Annotated in this window: 19 protein-coding genes; 5 read left to right on the plus strand and 14 right to left on the minus strand. The window is 71.2% G+C overall.

Translation table 11 applies throughout. From position 1 onward, the window contains the following. Nucleotides 1-37 precede the first annotated feature (37 nt). From hpnE to AB0I54_RS26240, 11 genes are all read right to left on the minus strand, one after another. On the minus strand, nt 38-1,465 hold the full coding sequence (hpnE, locus tag AB0I54_RS26190; protein WP_363298587.1) for a hydroxysqualene dehydroxylase HpnE: 1,428 nt from the start codon (nt 1,463-1,465) through the stop codon (nt 38-40). After that, a complete protein-coding gene (locus tag AB0I54_RS26195; protein ID WP_363298588.1) occupies nt 1,462-1,602 on the minus strand; it encodes a DUF6380 family protein in 141 nt (46 codons plus the stop codon). The genes hpnE and AB0I54_RS26195 overlap by 4 nt, the downstream gene beginning before the upstream one ends. Further along, nucleotides 1,602-2,555: a presqualene diphosphate synthase HpnD gene (hpnD, locus tag AB0I54_RS26200; RefSeq protein WP_363298589.1), complete on the minus strand. Its 954-nt coding sequence runs from the start codon at nt 2,553-2,555 to the stop codon at nt 1,602-1,604. The genes AB0I54_RS26195 and hpnD overlap by 1 nt, the downstream gene beginning before the upstream one ends. Beyond that, nucleotides 2,552-3,454: a squalene synthase HpnC gene (gene hpnC, locus AB0I54_RS26205; RefSeq protein WP_363298590.1), complete on the minus strand. Its 903-nt coding sequence runs from the start codon at nt 3,452-3,454 to the stop codon at nt 2,552-2,554. The genes hpnD and hpnC overlap by 4 nt, the downstream gene beginning before the upstream one ends. A 361-nt stretch (nt 3,455-3,815) precedes the next feature. Beyond that, complete coding sequence (locus tag AB0I54_RS26210; RefSeq protein ID WP_363298591.1) at nt 3,816-4,595, minus strand: ABC transporter ATP-binding protein; 780 nt, start codon at nt 4,593-4,595, stop codon at nt 3,816-3,818. After that, nucleotides 4,588-5,517 carry an ABC transporter permease gene (locus AB0I54_RS26215; RefSeq protein WP_363298592.1) on the minus strand — a complete coding sequence of 310 codons (930 nt, stop codon included), beginning with the start codon at nt 5,515-5,517 and terminating at the stop codon, nt 4,588-4,590. The genes AB0I54_RS26210 and AB0I54_RS26215 overlap by 8 nt, the downstream gene beginning before the upstream one ends. A gap of 83 nt (nt 5,518-5,600) precedes the next feature. Further along, complete coding sequence (locus AB0I54_RS26220) at nt 5,601-6,485, minus strand: glycosyltransferase (RefSeq protein WP_363298593.1); 885 nt, start codon at nt 6,483-6,485, stop codon at nt 5,601-5,603. Between the two features lie 5 nt (nt 6,486-6,490). After that, the gene (locus AB0I54_RS26225; protein ID WP_316750273.1) at nt 6,491-7,270 is read right to left on the minus strand and encodes a CDP-alcohol phosphatidyltransferase family protein; all 780 of its coding nucleotides are present in this window, start codon (nt 7,268-7,270) and stop codon (nt 6,491-6,493) included. Next, on the minus strand, nt 7,248-8,309 hold the full coding sequence (locus tag AB0I54_RS26230; RefSeq protein WP_363298594.1) for an iron-containing alcohol dehydrogenase family protein: 1,062 nt from the start codon (nt 8,307-8,309) through the stop codon (nt 7,248-7,250). The genes AB0I54_RS26225 and AB0I54_RS26230 overlap by 23 nt, the downstream gene beginning before the upstream one ends. Beyond that, nucleotides 8,297-9,049 (minus strand): phosphocholine cytidylyltransferase family protein, encoded by a 753-nt coding sequence (locus AB0I54_RS26235; RefSeq protein WP_363298595.1) that lies wholly within the window; start codon nt 9,047-9,049, stop codon nt 8,297-8,299. The genes AB0I54_RS26230 and AB0I54_RS26235 overlap by 13 nt, the downstream gene beginning before the upstream one ends. Then, nucleotides 9,046-10,863, minus strand: a complete 1,818-nt coding sequence (locus tag AB0I54_RS26240; RefSeq protein ID WP_363298596.1) for a DUF5941 domain-containing protein — start codon at nt 10,861-10,863, stop codon at nt 9,046-9,048. The genes AB0I54_RS26235 and AB0I54_RS26240 overlap by 4 nt, the downstream gene beginning before the upstream one ends. A gap of 293 nt (nt 10,864-11,156) precedes the next feature. Between AB0I54_RS26240 and galE the strand changes: the two genes are divergently transcribed. From galE to idi, 3 genes are all read left to right on the plus strand, one after another. Further along, the gene (galE, locus tag AB0I54_RS26245; protein WP_363298597.1) at nt 11,157-12,128 is read left to right on the plus strand and encodes a UDP-glucose 4-epimerase GalE; all 972 of its coding nucleotides are present in this window, start codon (nt 11,157-11,159) and stop codon (nt 12,126-12,128) included. 134 nt (nt 12,129-12,262) lie between these two features. Next, nucleotides 12,263-13,204, plus strand: coding sequence for a cation diffusion facilitator family transporter (locus AB0I54_RS26250; protein ID WP_363298598.1), 942 nt, complete (start codon nt 12,263-12,265; stop codon nt 13,202-13,204). A 229-nt stretch (nt 13,205-13,433) separates the two neighbouring features. After that, on the plus strand, nt 13,434-14,027 hold the full coding sequence (gene idi / locus AB0I54_RS26255) for an isopentenyl-diphosphate Delta-isomerase (protein WP_363298599.1): 594 nt from the start codon (nt 13,434-13,436) through the stop codon (nt 14,025-14,027). Between the two features lie 6 nt (nt 14,028-14,033). On the opposite strand, the gene AB0I54_RS26260 is transcribed toward idi, so the two are convergent. After that, nucleotides 14,034-14,528, minus strand: a complete 495-nt coding sequence (locus AB0I54_RS26260; protein ID WP_363298623.1) for an ATP-binding protein — start codon at nt 14,526-14,528, stop codon at nt 14,034-14,036. A gap of 246 nt (nt 14,529-14,774) precedes the next feature. On the opposite strand from AB0I54_RS26260, the gene AB0I54_RS26265 reads away from it, so the two are divergent. Then, nucleotides 14,775-15,530: an enoyl-CoA hydratase-related protein gene (locus AB0I54_RS26265; RefSeq protein WP_363298600.1), complete on the plus strand. Its 756-nt coding sequence runs from the start codon at nt 14,775-14,777 to the stop codon at nt 15,528-15,530. On the opposite strand, the gene AB0I54_RS26270 is transcribed toward AB0I54_RS26265, so the two are convergent. Together AB0I54_RS26270 and AB0I54_RS26275 are read right to left on the minus strand one after the other, a co-directional pair. After that, nucleotides 15,517-16,152 (minus strand): DJ-1/PfpI family protein, encoded by a 636-nt coding sequence (locus tag AB0I54_RS26270; RefSeq protein WP_363298601.1) that lies wholly within the window; start codon nt 16,150-16,152, stop codon nt 15,517-15,519. The two genes, AB0I54_RS26265 and AB0I54_RS26270, sit on opposite strands and share 14 nt — an antisense overlap. Nucleotides 16,153-16,217: 65 nt before the next feature. Next, nucleotides 16,218-17,177, minus strand: coding sequence for a DJ-1/PfpI family protein (locus tag AB0I54_RS26275; RefSeq protein WP_363298602.1), 960 nt, complete (start codon nt 17,175-17,177; stop codon nt 16,218-16,220). Nucleotides 17,178-17,336: 159 nt separating this feature from the next. Between AB0I54_RS26275 and AB0I54_RS26280 the strand changes: the two genes are divergently transcribed. Beyond that, nucleotides 17,337-19,730 (plus strand): Tex family protein, encoded by a 2,394-nt coding sequence (locus AB0I54_RS26280; protein ID WP_363298603.1) that lies wholly within the window; start codon nt 17,337-17,339, stop codon nt 19,728-19,730. The last annotated feature ends 56 nt before the right edge of the window (nt 19,731-19,786 follow it).

Below are 19,786 nucleotides of genomic sequence, written 5' to 3' on the forward strand. Positions count from 1 at the left end.
CCGGGGGTGCGGGGGCCTGCCTGGTGCTGATCGAGCATCACGCCGCCTCCTCGAAGTCGAAGAGGTGGCTGGGGCGGGGCCGGCCCAGGGCGCTCAGCGCGGCGTCGGCCGCACTCACTCCACTGCGGACCGCACTCTCCATGGTCGCGGGCCACCCTGTGGCGGTCCACGCTCCGGCCAGGTACAGGCCGGGGGCCTTGGTGCGGGCGCCGGGCCGCAGCCGCCCGACGCCGGGGGTGGGAGCGAACGTCGCGGCGCGCTCCCGGGTCACGAAGAAGTCCTGCACCCGCGCGCCGCGGGTGGCGGGCAGCAGGCGTTCCAGCTCGGGCAGATAGCGCTCGCGCAGCACGGCGACCGGCTCGTCGATCTCGTCCTGGACGGCGGACTGGGACAGGGCGAGGTACTGGCCGGTGCGCAGCCCGGAGGCCTCGGTGCGGTCGAAGACCCACTGCACCGGGGTGCCGAGGGCCGCGAAGAACGGCTTGGCGAGCACCTTGCGGTCGTAGACGACATGGAGGTTGAGGATCGGCGCGGTGCCGATCGCCAGCAGGTTCTCGGGGGCGTCGAGGGCGCCGGGCGGCAGCAGCTCGTGGGTCTCGCGCTGCGGTACGGCGAGGACGACGGCGTCCGTCTCCAGCGTCTCGCCGGGAACCTGAACGCTCCAACTCCCGTTTTCGTTGATGGAGACGGAGGTGACGCGTGTACGGACCTCGGTACGGACGCCCGCGGAGTCGAGCGCCTTGCGGGCGAGACGGTCATGCAGTTCGCCCAGCGGGACGTGCGCCCAGCCGATGTCGGCCGCGCCCGGGTCGGACAGCAGACCGGTCTTGAACACCATCGCGGCGAGCCCTAGCGAGGCGTCGCCCGCGACCGCGTTGAGGGTGGCGACCCCGACCAGGTCCCACAGGGCCTCGACGGCACGCGCCGACTGGCCGTGCCCGGCCAGCCAGCTGCCGAAGTCCTGCGTGTCCAGGGTCGGATCGGCGAGGTCGAGCCCCTTGAGCGCGAGCGCGGCACGCCCCACGTTGGCCCGCTCGGCGAGCGAGAGATGCGGGTAGGTGGCCAGGCTCCGGCCCAGATGCAGGGGCACGGGCAGGGCGTCGCGCCGCAGCCTCCCGAGCCGTCGGCCCTCGGGCCTGGCGACGTCGAGAACGGGCACGTCGAGACGATCCTGCAGTGGTGCCAGCGCCGTGCCCTCGATGCGGTCGAGGAACCAGCGGTAGGCGGTGCAGCAGCGCAGGTACACATGCTGGCCGTTGTCGACGGTCAGCTCGCCGCGCCGGAAGGAGAAGGCGAGCCCGCCCAGGCGCGGCCTGCCTTCGAGCAGGGTGACGCGGACGCCCGCGTCGGCGAGCGCGAGCGCGGCCGTGATCCCGGCCAGTCCGCCGCCGACCACGACGGCGCTGCGCCCGGTGCCCCCCGGCGTGCCGGCGAGCGGCTCGTCGGCCTGCCTGCCGTCGTTCATCGCGCGTCCTCCCGTGCGTACCCGCCGTGGTGGTTGAACAGTGCACGGCAGGCCGTCGCAGTCAGGGACGCCGCACCGCACCGGAGGGTTGCGTGCCGCTTTTCTCCGGTGGAGTCACCTTGGACCGTATTGTCCATCAGGCGCGCCTCCTGACGGTCCGCCGGGACGCGTGCCGACGGGTGTCGAGTCCGGACAGGCCGCGCACGGCGACATAGGCCTTCTCGCGTCCGGGCAGCGAGACCCGGCCGCGCAGCACGGCCTCCGGGTCGCGCTCGATGCGGTCGAGCAGACGGCGGTAGATGCCGGCCATGGCGGCGACGCAGGCACCGCTGCGCCGGTCGAGCATGGGGAGCAGCCGGTAGCCCTCGGCGAAAAGGGCACGGGCACGTCGCACTTCGAAGTGCACGAGGCCGGCGAAGTCGGAGCCCTCCGGTGGTGTCGGCCCGTTGAACCCGGCCGAGCAGCCGAACTTCGCGAGGTCGTCGGCGGGCAGATAGGTACGGCCGCCCTCGGCGTCCTCGCGGACGTCTCTGAGAATGTTGGTGAGCTGCAGCGCGAGACCGAGGGTGTCGGCGTACTCGGGCGCCCGCTCGACACCGCGCGCCCCCTCTTCCGTGCCGAACACGCCGAGGGAGAGCCGCCCGATGGCGCCGGCCACACAACGGCAGTAGACCTTCAGGTCGTCCCAGGTCTCATAGTGCTCGCCGCGTACGTCCATGAGGACGCCGTCGATGAGTTCGTCCAGGCCGCCCAGCGGGACCGGGAAGGCCCGGGCGGCGTGCGTGAGGGCGACGGCGACCGGGTCGGTGTCGTCCTCGCCGACCGCGCCCTCGCGGATCCGGGCGAGCAGGGCCCGGGTGTCCTCCAGGCGCGCGACCTTGACCTCGTCCGCCAGCGCGCCGTCGCCGATGTCGTCGACGCGCCGGGAGAAGGCGTACAGCGCCGACATCGCGCGGCGCTTGGGCGTCGGCAGCAGTCTGATGCCGTACGCGAAATTACGGGCCTGCTGCCCGGTGACGGCCTCGCAGTAGCTGTAGGCGGCGAGTACCGGTGAGGACACGTGTGACGAAGACTCCACGGTCCGGATCACCCCTCTCCTCGCAGAGACACGCCCACCTCGCGCAGCAGCTGGACCTTGCCGGGCTTGGGCGGGCCGGGAAGTACGTCGTATTCAGCGGCGGCGATCGCGCGGATCGCCGCCCTTCCCCCCGCCACGAACCCCGCGAGCAGCAGCCTCAACCTGCCGTGGACGCTACCCACCAGGGGGGCGCCTTCATTCAGGAGACCGCGGGCGCGTTCTGATTCGTACGCAACCAGTGCGCGCACCGATGCGCCCGCGGTTGTCGTGGCGAGATCCGCCTCCTGGACCTGAAAGCGTTTCATGTCCTCGGCGGGCAGATAGATCCGGTCGCGGCCGAGGTCCTCGGCGACGTCCTGAAGGTGTTCGACGATCTGGAGGGCCGTGCAGATCGAGTCGGAGAGGCGGATCCGCTCGGGGGTCGAGGTTCCGGTGACGGCGAGGACGAGGCGGCCGACGGGGTTGGCGGACAGCTCGCAGTAGGCGAGGAGGTCGTCGTAGGTCTCGTACCGCTTGACGAGCTGGTCCTGGCGGTTGGCCGCGATCAGGCCGAGGAAGGGCCCGGGGCTGAGGGAGCGCCGGCGGACCGTGGACTGGAGGCGGCGCAGCAGGGGGTGGTGCGGGGTGGAGTCGAACACGCGGTGCAGATCGGCCTCGAAGGCGTCGAGGAGCAGCAGGCGGTCCTCGGCCTGTGCGGGCGACACGCCGAGCAGACGGGCGTCGGCGCCGCCGGGTGCCAGGTCGCCGTCGCCGATGTCGTCGACGAGACGCGCGAAGCCGTACACCGCCATGAGGTCGTCGCGCCAGGCCCGGGGCAGGAAGAACGGGGCCACCGGGAAGTTCTCGTCCGCGGCCTTGTCGAGGGTGCCGCGCTCGGGATCCAGGGTGCGCGGCGTGCCGGTCGCCGTCACCGCACGCTGCCCGGGGCGTGGACGGCACATGCTGCGTTGAGCTGGGGAGTTTCCGTAGCCATTGCCGTCACATCTCCCGTTCTACACTGCCGACCCAATACACACTATTTCGGACACGCCGCCTCGCCGTCGGTGGAGCGCCCCTGACGGTGGGTGTCGCGTATTATCGCCCCACTTGCCGCTTTCGGGGACCGGTACAGCTTACGTTGTACAACGCAGCTGGGACCGTCGGGGTGTCCTGCACATCACAACAACACACCGATTGGCGTCAAGATTCCTAAGAGAAGCCGGAGTTGACGTTTCCTTTGCAGACGCAGGGCCCCGCCGGAAAGGTTCCGGCAGGGCCCTGGGCGCGGCCGGGCTACTTGCCCGTGAACTTCTCGTACTCCTTGAGCACCTCTTCGGTCGGTCCGTCCATGCGCAACTCGCCGCGTTCCAGCCACAGGACGCGGTTGCAGGTGTCGCGGATGGACTTGTTGTTGTGACTGACCAGAAACACCGTGCCGGCTTCCTTGCGCAGTTCCCGGATGCGTTCCTCGGAGCGCTTTTGGAACTTGCGGTCGCCGGTGGCCAGGGCCTCGTCGATCATCAGGACGTCATGGTCCTTGGCGGCGGCGATGGAGAAGCGGAGACGGGCCGCCATGCCGGAGGAGTAGGTGCGCATCGGCAGGGTGATGAAGTCGCCCTTCTCGTTGATCCCGGAGAAGTCGACGATGTCCTGGTAACGCTCCTTGATCTCCTCACGGGACATGCCCATGGCGAGCCCGCCCAATATGACGTTCCGCTCCCCGGTGAGGTCGTTCATCAGGGCCGCGTTGACACCGAGCAGGGACGGCTGGCCGTCGGTGTAGACCTTGCCCTTCTCGGCGGGGAGCAGACCGGCGATGGCCCGCAGCAGCGTGGACTTGCCGGAGCCGTTGGAGCCGATCAGACCGATGGCCTCGCCGCGGTAGGCGACGAAGGACACGCCCCGCACGGCGTGCACCTTGCGCACGCCCCGGTCCTCGCCGCGCTTGAGGATGCGGCTGAGCGCGGCGGTGGCGCTGCCCTTGCCGGTCTTGGCGCCGTTGACCCGGTAGACGATGTGCAGTTCGTCCGCGATGACGGTGGGGATGAGTTCCCGCTGGTCCTGCTCAGCCACGGCCGTACCTCTCCTCCGCCTTCCAGAAGTACACGAAGCCGCCGACGGCGAGCAGCGCGGCCCAGCCGCCCGCGGCCACCCAGACGTGCTCGGGAAGGTTCTCGGAGCCGTAGCCGTCGATGAGCGCGAAGCGCATCAGGTCCATGAAGATGGCGGCCGGGTTCCACTGCAGGACCGTGGCCACCCACTGCGGCTTGTCGGCCAGCATGATCGGGATGGAGAACATCACGCCCGACGCGTACATCCAGGTACGCATCACGAACGGCATCAGCTGGGCGAGGTCCGGGGTCTTCGAACCCGCCCGGGCCATGATCAGCGCAAGACCGGTGTTGAAGAGGAACTGCAGGGCCAGGATCGGGACGATCAGCAGCCAGGACAGATCCGGGTAGCTGCCGAAGCCGACCGCGACGACGAACAGCACCAGCATCGAGAACAGCAGCTGCTGGAGCTGCTGCAGCGCGAAGGAGACGGGCAGCGAGGCACGCGGGAAGTGCAGGGCGCGGACCAGGCCGAGGTTGCCGGAGATCGCCCGCACGCCGGCCATCACCGAGCTCTGCGTGAAGGTGAAGACGAACACACCGGTCACCAGGAACGGGATGTACACGTCGTGCGACATGCCCCGGTCCGCCTTGAGGATGAGCCCGAAGATGAAGTAGTACACCGCGGCGTTCAGCAGCGGGGTGGCCACCTGCCAGAGCTGCCCGAGCTTGGCCTGGCTGTACTGGGCGGTCAGCTTCGCCTGCGAGAAGGCGATGATGAAGTGCCGTCGGCTCCACAGCTGTCGGACGTACTCGACGAGCGAGGGGCGGGCACCGCTCACGGCGAGCCCGTACTTGGCGGCGAGCTGGGCGGCCGGCAGTCCCTCGTCGGGCGACGGAGCCGCGTTCACCGTGACCCCGGCGTCATGCGTTGTCTCACTCACGGGTGGAAACTTTCGTCTTCGAGTTCGTCTTCGAGGCCGTCCGCGCTTCGCCGCGCGATGCGTGGCGCCCCAGGTCGAGCTTGTCAGATGACCGGAGGCCGGCCCAGTCGGGTCAGCCGCCACACCGTACGCCACTTCATGGGCCGGCGGGGACCGCACGGTGTGGCCCAGCCCTCCTTGAACCCGCCGAACCAGGCCCTGAGCGCCGGGCGCGAGGGCCGGCGCAGCAGCGTGAGCAGCAGCCACACCCCGAGATAGACCGGGACCAGCGGGGCGGGCAGGTTGCGGCGGGCCAGCCAGACGCGGTTGCGGGCGACCATGCGGTGGTAGACCGCGTGCCGGGACGGCGCGGTCGTGGGGTGGTACAGCACCATGTCGGACCGGTAGTCGATCATCCAGCCCGCGTCCAGGGCCCGCCAGGCGAGGTCGGTCTCCTCGTGGGCGTAGAAGAACTCGTCCGGCAGCCCGCCGACTTCGGCGAAGACCCGGGTGCGGACGGCGTTGGCGCCGCCGAGGAAGGTGGTGACCCGGGAGGAGCGCATCGGGTCGGAGGCCCGCAGCCGCGGGACGTGACGGCGCTGGGTGACGCCGGTGTCCGGGTCGGCGATGCGGAAGCTGATGATGCCGAGTTCGGGGTCGGCGGCGAAGGCCTGCCGGCACAGCTCGGCGGTGTCGTGCTGGGCGAGGAGACCGTCGTCGTCGAGGAAGAGCAATATGTCGACGTCCCGGCCGCCCGGCCCGAAGGCCTCCGTGCCGACGTTGCGGCCGCCCGGGATGCCCAGGTTCTCGGGCAGCTCCAGCGTCCGGACGCCCTCGGGGACGTCCGGCACCGGCGAGCCGTTGCCGACGACGACCACCTCGACCGCGTCGCCGTCCTGCTTGGCGACGGAGTCGAGCAGGGCGCGCAGTTCGTCGGGGCGGTTGCCCATGGTGATGACGACCGCGCCGACCTTCAGTGAAGACGTCATCGCACTCACCGCAGCCTGCTCGACGCCAGGACGGACACCAGGTGCAGCACGGTCTGCACCAGTGCGATCCCGGCGAGTACGGCGGTGCCGAGCCGGGTGAAGAACAGGTCGCCCCTGATCTGGTCCGCGATCGCCAGGACCAGGATCAGCAAGGACGCCTCGATCCCGAGGATCAGCCGGTGGAACTTGAGCGCCGCGGCGGCACGGCGGGCCAGCGCCATGCCGGAGGAGCGGGGCTCGGACGCGGCCTCCTTGACCGGCGGCAGGCCGCCCTGGTGCCGGGCGACACCGACCAGGTCGGTCTCCGCCTTGACCAGGATCGCGCCAAGGGCGGCCAGGGTGCCGAGGAAGGCCCACAGCCAGTCGATCCGCCCGGAGCCCCACAGGTCGGCGGCGCGCAGGCCGAGGCCGACCAGGACCGCCGCGTCGGTCAGATAGGCGCCGACCCGGTCCAGATAGACCCCGCCGAGCGAGTACTGCTTCTTCCAGCGCGCGATCTCGCCGTCGACGCAGTCCAGCAGCAGATACAGCTGGACCATGACCACGCCGAGCACGGCGCCCGCGATCCCCGGCACCAGCAGGGCCGGGGCCGCGAGCACACCGCAGACGGTCATCAGGTACGTGAGCTGGTTGGGCGTGACCCGGGTGTTCACCAGGTAGCGGTCGACCCGCAGGGACACCTCGCGCATGTAGAGGCGCCCCATCCAGTGCTCACCGCTGCGCCGGTCCTTCACCCCCGGGGGATGGACGACCGTGCGGAGTTCAGCTACCGATGGCCTTGACATAGTCGGCGTAGAAGTCCTTGATCTGGTGGGTCTTGAGGTCGAGGTGTTCGAGGATCGTGTAGCGGCCGGGCCGGGTCTCCGGAGCGAACTCCACGGCCCGGACGAACTCGTCCACGGTGAAGCCGATCTCCTCCGGCAGCACCGGAAGCCCGTGCCGGCGCAGCACCTGGGCCGTGTGCACCGACTCCTCGTGGGCCCCGCGCAGATACATCGCGAAGGCCGCGCCGAGCCCGCACTGCTCGCCGTGGCTGGCGGCGCGCCGGGGGTAGAGCAGGTCGAAGGCGTGGTTGATCTCGTGGCAGGAGCCCGAGGCGGGCCGGGAGTCGCCCGAGATCGACATCGCGATGCCGGTGAGGACCAGCGCCTCGGCGAGCACCTGGAGGAAGTCGTTGTCCCCGATGCCGCCGGGGTGCCGCAGCACCGCCTCGCCGGCCTGGCGGGCCATGGCGGCGGCGAGGCCGTCGATCTTCTCGCCGTTGACCCGGTTGGACAGCTCCCAGTCCGCGATCGAGTTGATGTTGGAGATCGCGTCGCCGATACCGGCCCGTACGAAGCGTGCCGGTGCCTCGCGGATCACATCCAGGTCGATGACGACCGCGATCGGGTTCGGCACGCCGTAGGAGCCGCGCCCCGCGTCGTTGTCGAGGGTGGCGACCGGCGAGCACAGACCGTCGTGCGCGAGGTTCGTCGGCACGGCGACCAGGGGCAGGCCGACCCGGGCCGCGGCGAACTTGGCGCAGTCGATGATCTTGCCGCCGCCGAGGCCGACGACCGCGTCGTAGTGGCCGGCCTTGATGTCGCCGGCCAGCCGCACGGCGTCGTCGAGGGTGCCGCCGCCCACCTCGTACCAGCTGGCGCCGGGCAGCGTGGACGCGATGCGCTCGCGCAGCCGGGCGCCGGAGCCGCCGCTGACGGCGACGGCGAGCCGGCCGGAGTGCGAGATGCGCTCGTCGGCGAGCACACCGGCCAGGTCGTCGAGGGCGCCTGGGCGGATGTCCACGACGAGCGGCGAGGGGATGAGCCTCGTCAGTACTGGCACGCGATCTCCCGTCCCCTGGCGAGGTCGTCGTGGTTGTCGATCTCGACCCACTGGACCTCGCCGATGGGCGCCGTGTCGATCCGGAAGCCGCGGTTCACGAGCTCCTGGTAGCCGTGCTCGTAGAACTGCTGCGGGTCGGTCTCCCACACGGCCTTGAGCGCGTCGGCCAGTTCGGGGGCCGCGTCGCCCTCGATCAGGGTGACGCCGATGTACTCGCCGGAAGCCTCGGCGGGGTCCATCAGCTTGGTGATCCTCGTCATGCCCTTGTCGGGGTCGACGACGACCTTCATCTCCTCGTCGGCCAGGCTCTTCACCGTGTCCAGGGCGAGGATGATCTTCTTGCCCTCGCCGCGGGCGGCGAGCAGGGTCTTCTCGACGGAGACCGGGTGCACGGTGTCGCCGTTGGCGAGGATCACACCGTCCTTGAGGGCGTCACGCCCGCACCACAGGGAGTAGGCGTTGTTCCACTCCTCGGCCTTGTCGTTGTCGATGAGGGTCAGCTTGAGTCCGTACTTCGCCTCAAGAGCCGCCTTGCGCTCGTACACGGCCTCCTTGCGGTAGCCGACGATGATCGCGACCTCGGTCAGACCGACCTCGGCGAAGTTGCCGAGCGTGAGGTCGAGCACGGTGATGCTGTCCTCTATGCCCGCGGGGCCCACCGGCACCAATGCCTTCGGAAGGCTGTCGGTGTAGGGGCGAAGACGCCGTCCGGCGCCCGCCGCCAGCACGAGGCCGATCATGCGGTTTCTCCTTCGTCGTGTACGGCGGGTGCCCCTGCGGACACCCAGAAACGGATGCTCTCGACGAGCACCACGAGGGCGACGGCCACGGCCAGGGCCGTGAGCGCGACCTTGAACTGCGCGGCGGTGAGCAGCGCTGCCAGCACGGTGACGAGCAGCGTCCGGCCCTCCTGCCCCCCGATGGCGCGCACCAGCCAGGCCGGCGGCGCTCCGGCGTTGCCGCGGATGCGGTACACCGTGTCGTAGTGATGGTAGGCGACGGCGGCCACCAGGCCGAAAGCCGCGGGAAGGGCTCCGTTCACCTCCGCTTCGGCCGCGAGGGCGAGCACGGTGCCGTACTCGGCGGCCCGGAAGAACGGCGGGACCAGCCAGTCGAGGGCGCCCTTGAGCGGGCGGGCGACGGCGAGGGCGGAGGTCAGGGCGTAGACGGCGGCCGCGATCACGGGCAGCGGTCCGCCGAAGTCGGTCAGTGCGGAGGCGGCCACGACGGCGGCCGCGCCCAGGAGGGCGACGGCGGGGACGGCGAGGCCGGGCAGCCCCTTCTTGCCGGGCAGCCCCTTCTTGAAGAGACGTACGAGGCCGTCGGCGAGGGCGCCCGAGTCGGCCAGGTCCGCCAGTGCCCGCGCCGCCCGGTCCGTCCGCCGCGCCTTGCGGGTCAGCGACCGCAGTACCCGCCCCGCCGTGGTGTACGTCGCCGCGAGGGCGCAGCCGATCAGCAGCGCGTAGAGGGTGATCCGCGGGGTCGTGGCCGCCGTGAGGATGGCTATCATCGCCCATCGTTCGCCGATGGGCAGGACTATCATCCGGCGCACCCAGACCGTCCAGCCGACGCTGTCGAGCTTGTCGGAGAGGGCGGCGGTGGGGCTGGTGTTGGCGGTGGCGTCGTGGTTGGCCTCGTTGAAGGAGAAGTCCACGACGTGCCGGCAGGTCTGCAGGATCATGGCGCCCAGGGCGAGGGCCCAGACGTCGTCCCCGGCGCGGGCCGCGCCGAGCGCGAGGCCCGCGTAGTAGGCGTATTCCTTGGCGCGGTCGAAGGTGGCGTCCAGCCAGGCGCCGAGCGTCGAGTACTGGAGCGAGTAGCGGGCGAGCTGACCGTCGGTGCAGTCCAGGACGAACGAGCAGATCAGCAGGATGCCCGCGGCGACGAATCCCACACGGGTGCCGGTGGCCGCGCAGCCCGCCGCGATCAGGGCGGTGAGCAGCGAGGCGGTGGTGACCTGGTTGGGGGTGAGACCCCGGCGGGCGCACCAGCGGGCGATGTAGCGCGAGTACGGGCTGATGAAGAACGTGGTGAAGAAGCCGTCGCGGGACTTCACGGCCGACTTCAGGCGTACGGCCTCGTCGTCGACGGCGTCCACGGCCTGGCGTGCCTCGTTGCGGGCCTGCGGGTCGGTGGGGACGGCGGCGACCAGGCTGCCGAGCTCGGGGCGGTGCACGTCCGCGCCGTCGGTGTCGAGGGCGGTGACGATGCCGTCGGTGACGCTGTCCACGGCGAGCGCGCCCGTGCCGCCCGCCGAGGTCTCCCGCGCGACCGCACGGGTCAGGGCCTGGCGGCCGGCCGGCTGGGCGGTGACGGCGCCCGGGATCGCGGCGAGCGGGAAGCGGGGGTCGGTGAGGCCGAGGCGCAGTGCGTGCGGATGGCCCACGAAGCGGGCGTCGACGACGGCCACCCGCCGGTCGGCCGGGACGGCGGCGAGGAGCGCCTCGGTGTCCGAGGCGTCGACGGCCACCCGCACGTCGAAGCCGAGGGACCGCAGATCGCCTTCTAGCGACGATCCGGGGACCGGCTGACCGGTGACGATGGCGGTCGACAACCGAACTCACTCCCTGGGTGCCGACGCGTTCGCGCCGGTCGTCTGCGTGTTGGACGGGCCGCTTGTCCGTGACACCCGGGCGCGGCATGTCGGCAGAGGCTATCCGATGACCGGAAGCCCGTGTTCACCGCCCGTTCACGGGCCGGTCGACGCGGGCTCCACCGGCCTTTGCCGCGATCATCATCGGGGATCGGGGGCCCGCCCCACAAACCGTGCCCGGCGCGCCCGGGCCCGTTCCGGGCATCCGGGACATCGCGCATCGCCCGTGCGGCCTCGGCATAGGGTGGATGACCATGACTTGGCTGATCACCGGCGGGGCCGGATACATCGGGGCGCATGTGGCGCGGGCCATGACCGAGGCCGGGGAGCGTGTCGTGGCCCTGGACGATCTGTCGGCCGGGGTGCCCGAGCGGCTCCCGGACGAGATCCCGCTCGTCACAGGCTCCACGATGGACGCGGACCTGCTCAAGCGGGTCTTCGTCGAGCACGGGGTGACGGGTGTGGTGCATCTCGCGGCGCGCAAGCAGGTCGCCGAGTCGGTGGCGCAGCCCACCCGCTACTACCGGGAGAACGTCGGCGGCCTCGCCACGCTGCTGGAGGCGGCCGCCGGGGCCGGGATCGAGCGGTTCCTCTTCTCCTCGTCGGCGGCCGTGTACGGGAACCCGGATGTGGACCTCATCACGGAGGACACCCCGTGTGCCCCGGTGAACCCGTACGGCGAGACCAAACTGGCCGGCGAATGGCTGGTGCGGGCGGCGGGGCAGGCGCACGGCATGTCGACCGTCTGTCTGCGCTACTTCAACGTGGCGGGCGCGGGCGCGCCGCTGCTGTCCGACACGGGCGTGTTCAACATCGTGCCGATGGTCTTCGACCGGCTCACCCGCAGCGAGGCCCCGCGGATCTTCGGTGACGACTATCCGACGCCGGACGGCACCTGCATCCGCGACTACATCCATGTCGCCGACCTCGCCGAGGCCCATCTCGCGGCGGCCCGCCGGCTCACCGGGGGCGGCGCGACCGGTGATCTGACGGTGAACATCGGCCGTGGCGAGGGCGTTTCGGTCCGCGAACTGATCACGGTCATCGGCGAGGTCACCGGCGAGGGGCGAACGCCCGTCGTCGAGGGCCGCCGCCCCGGGGACGCGCCGCGCGCGGTCGCCTCGGCCGCGCGTGCCGCCGAGGAACTGGGCTGGCGGGCGAGGCGCGGGGTGCGCGAGATGGTGGACTCGGCCTGGCAGGGCTGGCAGCTGCACCACGGCAAGTGAACCGGCAATGCCCTGACCTGCGGTTCGTTTCCGCAGGTCAGGGCACATGACAACGGTGTTCAGTGCCGCGTTGCCCGATACCCCCCACCCGTAGTTCACTGTGATCCCGGGCGACACACAGGAGGGTGGATTCCATGGGGGCCGGTCACGACCACGGGCACGGGCACACGCACGCGCCGCCCACCGGCACGGCGGCCGCGGCCTACCGCGGCAGGCTGCGCGTCGCTCTGTCGATCACGCTCGCCGTCATGGTGATCGAGATCGCCGGTGGTGTGCTCGCCGATTCGCTCGCGCTCATCGCGGACGCGGCGCACATGGCCACGGACGCGCTGGGCCTGGGCATGGCCCTGCTCGCCATCCACTTCGCCAACCGCCCGCCGAGCACCAACCGCACCTTCGGCCTCGCGCGCGCCGAGATCCTCGCCGCCCTCGCCAACTGCCTGCTGCTGCTCGGCGTCGGCGGTTACGTCCTGTACGAGGCGATCCAGCGGTTCTTCACACCCGCCGAGACCCACGGTCAGCTGATGCTCGTGTTCGGTGCGATCGGCCTGGTCGCGAACATGATCTCGCTCACGCTGCTGATGAAGGGCCAGCAGGACAGCCTGAACGTGCGCGGCGCGTTCCTGGAGGTGGCCGCGGACGCGCTGGGCTCGCTCGCGGTGATCGTCTCGGCGGCGGTGATCCTGGCCACGGGCTGGCAGGCGGCCGACCCGATCGCCTCGCTGGTCATCGGTCTGATGATCGTCCCGCGCACGGTGAAGCTGCTGCGCGAGACCCTCGACGTGCTGCTGGAGGCCGCTCCCAAGGACGTCGACATGGCGGAGGTGCGGGCCCACATCCTGGCGCTGGACGGTGTGGAGGACGTACACGATCTGCACGCCTGGACCATCACCTCCGGTCTGCCGGTGCTGTCCGCGCACGTGGTCGTGCGCTCGGACGTGCTGAGCGCCATAGGCCACGAGAAGATGCTGCACGAGCTGCAGGGCTGCCTGGGCCACCACTTCGACGTGGAGCACTGCACCTTCCAGCTGGAACCGGGCGGGCACGCGGAGCACGAGGCACGGCTGTGCCTGTGACGGCACCTCACTGACGGCACCTCACTGACGGCCGTCACGGCCGGAACCCAGCGGTCCGGAGCGACGCCGCGTCCTTGTGTTCGAGGCCGGGTGGACGATTCCCGGCCACGCCTGCCGGGCACGATCATCTACCGGGTCCCCCCTCCGGCGTGGCCCGTGCCGGGAAGTGCCGGTAGTGCCGGATTCGTACGGCAGACTTGGGGTGCCAAGACCGAGGCGAAGGATGGGTATGCCGATCACACCTGCCACCGCGACGCACAGCTCGTCGAACGGCACCGCGGACGAGATCTTGCTGGAACTGGTCGACGAGAAGGGTGTGACGATCGGCACCGCGGAGAAGCTCGCGGCGCATCAGCCGCCGGGACAGCTGCACCGCGCGTTCTCGGTGTTCCTCTTCGACGAGCGCGGACGGCTGCTGCTCCAGCAGCGGGCCCTGGGCAAGTACCACTCCCCCGGTGTGTGGTCCAACACCTGCTGCGGCCACCCCTACCCGGGTGAGGCGCCCTTCGCGGCGGCGGCCCGGCGGACGTACGAGGAGCTCGGCGTCTCGCCGTCGCTGCTGGCCGAGGCGGGCACGGTCCGCTACAACCACCCCGACCCGGCCTCGGGCCTGGTCGAGCAGGAGTACAACCACCTGTTCGTCGGCATGGTGCAGGCCCCGCTCGGGCCGGACCCCCAGGAGGTGGCGCAGACCGCCTTCGTGACCCCCGCCGAGCTGGCGGAGCGGCACGCGAAGGACACCTTCTCCTCCTGGTTCATGACGGTTCTGGACGCGGCCCGTCCGGCGGTCAAGGAGCTGACGGGCCCGTCCGCGGGCTGGTGAGGAGACTCACACCAGCCGGACCGGTTTGAGCGGCAGGGCGGCCCAGATCACCTTGCCGCCGCTCGCCGTGTGCTCCACGTCGACCACCCCGCCCGCCTCCTGGGCCACCTCGCGGACCAGGAGCAGTCCCCGGCCGCCGGTCTGACCGTGATCGGCCTCCAGGGCGGTCGGGCGGTAGGGATGGTTGTCCTCCACCGACACGCGCACCCACTCGGCACCGACAGCCACCTCCACGGCGAGCATCGGCGACAGCAGCGCCGCGTGCTTCACCGCGTTGGTGACCAGTTCGGAGACGATCAGCAACAGCCCGTGGACCAGGTCGTCCGAGACCGGGACGCCCTGGCGCAGCAGCAGGTCCCGCACGGCGTGTCGCGCCTGCGGGACCGAGGCGTCGACTGCGGCGGCGGTGAACCGCCACACCCCTTCGTACGGCAGCGGGTCCGGCGCCCTCTGGTCGTCTCCGTATGGGCGCGGGTCGTACCCGCGCCCGTGGTTTTCCATCGTCCGGTCGCCACCCTCGCGCTCGATTGTCACCACACGTCGAGTGTTGATAACGACCTGCTCCACCCCACAGGTCTGACAGGAAGTCAGCTGGTATCGAGCGGTTCTGACCGTTGGCGTATGACAAGGTCAGTTGTGGGACTGCTCCTGTCCCGGTCGCGCCGCCTTCGCGAACTATTCGGGTTGTACGGGTTTGACGGGTTCCCCTGGAGATCATGCCGGGACAGCGGCGGATAGCATCCCCGCATGGAGCCCCAGCTGCTGCACTCGGTCGCCGACTCGGTCGCCACCGTCGTCGTCCACCACCCGGCCAAGCGCAACGCCATGACGGCCGCGATGTGGCGGTCCCTGCCCCCGCTGCTCGACGCGCTGGCCGCCGATCCCGCCGTGCGGGCGCTGGTGCTCACCGGTGAGGGCGCGACCTTCTGCGCCGGGGCCGACATCTCGACGCTGCGGGGCTCGCCGGAGGAGGCGCAGCGGCTCGCCGTGGCGGCGGAGGAGGCCCTGGCGGCGTTCCCCAAGCCGACCCTGGCGGCGATCCGCGGTCACTGCGTGGGCGGCGGTTCGCAGCTCGCGGCGGCCTGCGATCTGCGGTTCGCCGAGGAGGGGTCGCTGTTCGGGGTGACCCCGGCGAAGCTCGGCATCGTCTATCCGTCGTCCTCCACCCGCCGGCTGGTCTCGCTGGTGGGCCCGGCCGCCGCCAAGTACCTCCTCTTCTCCGGCGAGTTGATCGAGGCGGAGCGGGCCCTGCGTACGGGTCTGATCGACGAGCTGCTGGCGGAGGGCGAACTCGGCAAGCGGGTCGCCGAGTTCGCCCGGGTCCTGGTCTCGCGCTCGCAGCTGACGCAGGCCGCGGCGAAGGAGTTCGCGAACGGACGTACCGACCGGGACGCGCACTGGACGGAGCAGGCGCGCGGCAGCGGCGACACCGCGGAGGGGGTCGCCGCCTTCCTGGAGCGCCGCCGGCCGCACTTCACCTGGACCGTGCCTACACCAGAGTGAACCGGCTGTTCGTACGGAACTCCTCGACGAGATGCGCGGGCGCCCTGTCCGGGGACCCGGCGTCGTAGGGCGGCTGCGGGTCGTACTCGGTCAGCAGCTGCACGGCCTGGGCGTGCTCGTCGCCCGCGATCCGGCCGACCAGTGTGAGGCCCATGTCGATGCCGGAGGAGACACCGGCCGCGGTGACGTACTTGCCGTCGGTGACGACCCGCTCCCCGGTCGGCACTGCGCCGTACTCCTTCAGCAGGTCGAGCGCGACCCAGTGGCTGGTGGCCCGGCGGCCCTCCAGCAGTCCGGCGGCGGCCAGCAGCAGTGAGCCGGAGCACACGGAGGTGGTCCAGGTGCTCGTGGCGTCGGCGCCGCGCAGCCACTCCAGCAGGGCCTCGTTCTCCAGCTGGGCGAAGGTGCCGGGGCCGCCGGCGACCACGACGAGGTCGGGGTGCGGCACCTCGTCCAGGGCCTTGTCCGCGGTGACGGCGAGGAATCCCGTCTCGGTGCGCACGGGGCCGGGCCGCTCGGCGACGAAGTCGAGACGGACGTCCGGGAGGCGGGCGAGGACCTCGTAGGGCCCCACGACGTCGAGGGCGGTGAAGCGGTCGTAGACGACGCAGGCGATGTGCATCGCGAGTCCCCTTTCGGTGGACGGGTTCTGCAGGCGAATTCACTGGGCGCGTTCGGGCGACGGGTTCAGTGGGCGGGCGCGGGGCGGAACCGGCGGCGGTACTCGGCCGGTGCGGTCCCGAGTGCCTTGGCGAAGGCGCGCCGCATGGCCTCGGGCGTGCCGTAGCCGCTGGCGCGGGAGATCTCCTCGACGCCGTCGGCGGTGTCCTCCAGCAGCCGGCGGGCGTGCTCCAGACGGACCCGGTCGACGTAGCGGCCGGGGGTGACGCCGGTCTCCGCCTGGAAGGCGCGGGCGAAGTGGCGGGGCGAGAGCCGGGCTCGGGCGGCGAGCGACTCGACGCTCAGATCGCCGTCCGGGTGCTCGCTGATCCACTGCTGGACCTCGCGCAGCGGTTCGCGCCGTGCGGTCTGCGCGGCGAGCTGGGCGCTGAACTGGGCCTGGTTCCCGGGCCTGCGCAGGAAGACCACGAGGTGGCGGGCGATGGAGAGCGCGACGTCCCGGCCCAGGTCCTCCTCGACCAGCGCCAGGCCGAGGTCTATCCCGGAGGTGACACCGGCCGACGTGGCGACGTGTCCGTCGCGTACGTAGATGGGGTCGGGGTCGACCTCGACGGCGGGGTGGTCCCGGGCGAGTTTGCCGCAGTACGCCCAGTGGGTCGTGGCGCGGCGGCCGTCCAGCAGACCGGCCGCGGCGAGCAGGATCGCCCCGGTGCACACGGAGACCAGCCGCTCGGCACGCGGCCCGTGCCCGCGCAGCCAGTCGGTCAGCCGCGGATCGGGGTGGCGGGTGCCCTGCCCGCCGGGGACGAGCAGCGTGTGCGGCTCGGACGCGTCCGCCAGCGACTGGTCCGATACGAGGATGAGCGCGCTGGAGGTGCGTACGGGAGCCCCGTCCAGGGAGGCCGTACGGATGCGGTAGCTGCCCGGGAGGTGGCTCTCGGCGCCCGCGAAGACCTCCAGGGGACCGGTGACGTCGAGGCTCTGGACGCCGTCGAAGAGGACGACGAGAACGGTTCGTTGCGCCATGGTTTCGATTCTTGGCGGGCCGGCGGACAGCCGCAACGACGGGTACCCCACCTTTTCTGCCATGAACAACCCGCCACGTGGGAGCGCCCTGATCCCCGGTTGTCGGTGCCACCTGCCACAATTGCCGCGCAACCTCAGTGGAGAAGGCGGTACGGCATCGTGACGACACCCGGGTCCCTCGCAGCAGGGTCCATCGAAGGCAGGATCGCCGAAGAGCTCGGCGTACGGGAGCGGCAGGTCAAGGCTGCCGTGGAGCTGCTCGACGGCGGTTCGACGGTGCCCTTCATCGCCCGCTACCGCAAGGAAGCGACCGAGATGCTCGACGACGCGCAGCTGCGCACCCTTGAGGAGCGGCTGCGCTATCTGCGGGAGCTGGAGGAGCGGCGGACCGCGATCCTGGAGTCGGTGCGCGAGCAGGGCAAGCTCACCGAGGAGCTCGAGGCGCGGATCCGGGGTGCCGAGACCAAGGCGCGCCTGGAGGACATCTACCTGCCGTACAAGCCGAAGCGCCGGACGAAGGCCCAGATCGCGCGCGAGGCGGGCCTGGAGCCGCTGGCCGAGGGCCTGCTCGGGGACCCGACGGTCGAGCCGCTCGCCGCGGCCGCCGCCTTCGTGGACGCCGACAAGGGCGTCGCCGATCCGCAGGCCGCCCTGGACGGCGCGCGGGCGATCCTCACCGAGCGGTTCTCCGAGGACGCCGACCTGATCGGCGAGTTGCGCGAGCGCATGTGGGTGCGCGGGCGCCTGGCCGCGAAGGTGCGCGACGGCAAGGAGGAGGCGGGCGCCAAGTTCGCCGACTACTTCGACTTCGCCGAGCCGTTCACCGAGCTGCCCTCGCACCGGATCCTCGCGATGCTGCGCGGCGAGAAGGAGGAGGTCCTGGATCTCGTCCTGGAGCCGGAGGAGCCGACGGACGGTCCGTCCTCGTACGAGGGGATCGTCGCCGGGAAGTTCGCGATCGCCGACCGCGGCCGCCCGGCCGACAAGTGGCTGACGGACACGGTGCGCTGGGCCTGGCGCACCCGCATCCTCGTCCACCTGGGCATCGACCTGCGGCTGCGGCTGCGCACGGCCGCCGAGGACGAGGCGGTCGACGTCTTCGCCGCGAACCTCCGTGACCTGCTGCTCGCCGCCCCGGCCGGCACGCGCGCGACGCTGGGCCTGGACCCGGGCTTCCGTACGGGCGTGAAGGTGGCCGTGGTCGACGCGACCGGCAAGGTCGTCGCCACCGACGTCATCCACCCGCACGTCCCGGCCAACAAGTGGGACGAGGCCCTGGCGAAGCTGGCCCGGCTGGCGAAGGAGCACGCGGTCGAGCTGGTCGCGATCGGCAACGGCACCGCCTCCCGGGAGACCGACAAGCTCGCCGGTGAACTGATCTCCAGGCACCCCGAGTTGAAGCTCACCAAGGTGATGGTGTCCGAGGCCGGCGCCTCTGTGTACTCGGCGTCGGCGTTCGCCTCGCAGGAGCTGCCGGACATGGACGTGTCGCTGCGCGGCGCGGTCTCCATCGCGCGCCGGCTGCAGGACCCGCTGGCCGAGCTGGTGAAGATCGACCCGAAGTCGATCGGTGTCGGCCAGTACCAGCACGACCTGTCCGAGGTGAAGCTGTCGCGCTCGCTGGACGCGGTGGTGGAGGACTGTGTGAACGGCGTGGGCGTGGACGTGAACACCGCCTCCGCGCCGCTGCTCGCCCGGGTCTCCGGCATCACCTCAGGGCTCGCGGAGAACATCGTGTCCCACCGGGACGCCAACGGCCCGTTCACCTCGCGGTCGCAGCTGAAGAGCGTGGCGCGGCTGGGTCCGAAGGCGTACGAGCAGTGCGCGGGCTTCCTGCGGATCCGTGGCGGCGACGACCCGCTGGACGCGTCCAGCGTGCACCCGGAGGCGTACCCGGTCGTACGGCGCATGGTGAAGACCTCCGGCCAGGAGGTGGCCGCGCTCATCGGCAACACGGCGGTGCTGCGCTCGCTGAAGCCGTCGGCGTTCGTGGACGACACCTTCGGTCTGCCGACCGTCACCGACATCCTGAAGGAGCTGGAGAAGCCGGGCCGTGACCCGCGTCCGGCGTTCAAGACGGCGACCTTCAAGGAAGGTGTGGAGAAGATCTCCGACCTGTCCTCCGGGATGGTGTTGGAGGGCGTCGTCACGAACGTGGCCGCGTTCGGGGCGTTCGTGGACGTCGGTGTCCACCAGGACGGCCTCGTGCATGTCTCCGCGATGTCGAAGACGTTCGTCAAGGACCCGCGTGACGTGGTGAAGCCCGGTGACATCGTCAAGGTGAAGGTCCTCGACGTGGACATCCCGCGCAAGCGGATCTCGCTGACGCTGCGCCTCGACGACGAGGCGGCGCCGCAGGGCGGGCAGCAGGGTGAGGGCGGCGAACGCCGGCAGCGCGGTGGGCGTCCGCCGCAGCAGCGGCAGCGGCAGGGGCGCGGTGGCGGTGGTGGGGGCGGCAGCTCTCGCCAGGCCGCGCCGCCGCCCGCCAACAGCGCGATGGCCGATGCCCTGCGCCGGGCCGGGTTGCTGGACCCGAAGAACGGGCGGCGCTAGTCGCTCCGCGAGGGGCGTGGGGAACTGCCGGTCCGCTGTGGCTGGTCGCGCCCACG

It is taken from the genome of Streptomyces sp. NPDC050625 (assembly GCF_040654755.1).
Lineage (GTDB): Bacteria > Actinomycetota > Actinomycetes > Streptomycetales > Streptomycetaceae > Streptomyces.

Excerpts from the sequence above, each read along its gene's own strand:
- hpnE (WP_363298587.1), bottom strand. The coding sequence starts at position 1,465 with ATGAACGACGGCAGGCAGGCCGACGAGCCGCTCGCCGGCACGCCGGGG.
- AB0I54_RS26195 (WP_363298588.1), bottom strand. The coding sequence starts at position 1,602 with ATGGACAATACGGTCCAAGGTGACTCCACCGGAGAAAAGCGGCACGCA.
- AB0I54_RS26220 (WP_363298593.1), bottom strand. The coding sequence starts at position 6,485 with ATGACGTCTTCACTGAAGGTCGGCGCGGTCGTCATCACCATGGGCAAC.
- AB0I54_RS26225 (WP_316750273.1), bottom strand. The coding sequence starts at position 7,270 with ATGTCAAGGCCATCGGTAGCTGAACTCCGCACGGTCGTCCATCCCCCG.
- AB0I54_RS26235 (WP_363298595.1), bottom strand. The coding sequence starts at position 9,049 with ATGATCGGCCTCGTGCTGGCGGCGGGCGCCGGACGGCGTCTTCGCCCC.
- galE (WP_363298597.1), top strand. The coding sequence starts at position 11,157 with ATGACTTGGCTGATCACCGGCGGGGCCGGATACATCGGGGCGCATGTG.
- AB0I54_RS26250 (WP_363298598.1), top strand. The coding sequence starts at position 12,263 with ATGGGGGCCGGTCACGACCACGGGCACGGGCACACGCACGCGCCGCCC.
- idi (WP_363298599.1), top strand. The coding sequence starts at position 13,434 with ATGCCGATCACACCTGCCACCGCGACGCACAGCTCGTCGAACGGCACC.
- AB0I54_RS26260 (WP_363298623.1), bottom strand. The coding sequence starts at position 14,528 with ATGGAAAACCACGGGCGCGGGTACGACCCGCGCCCATACGGAGACGAC.
- AB0I54_RS26265 (WP_363298600.1), top strand. The coding sequence starts at position 14,775 with ATGGAGCCCCAGCTGCTGCACTCGGTCGCCGACTCGGTCGCCACCGTC.
- AB0I54_RS26270 (WP_363298601.1), bottom strand. The coding sequence starts at position 16,152 with ATGCACATCGCCTGCGTCGTCTACGACCGCTTCACCGCCCTCGACGTC.
- AB0I54_RS26275 (WP_363298602.1), bottom strand. The coding sequence starts at position 17,177 with ATGGCGCAACGAACCGTTCTCGTCGTCCTCTTCGACGGCGTCCAGAGC.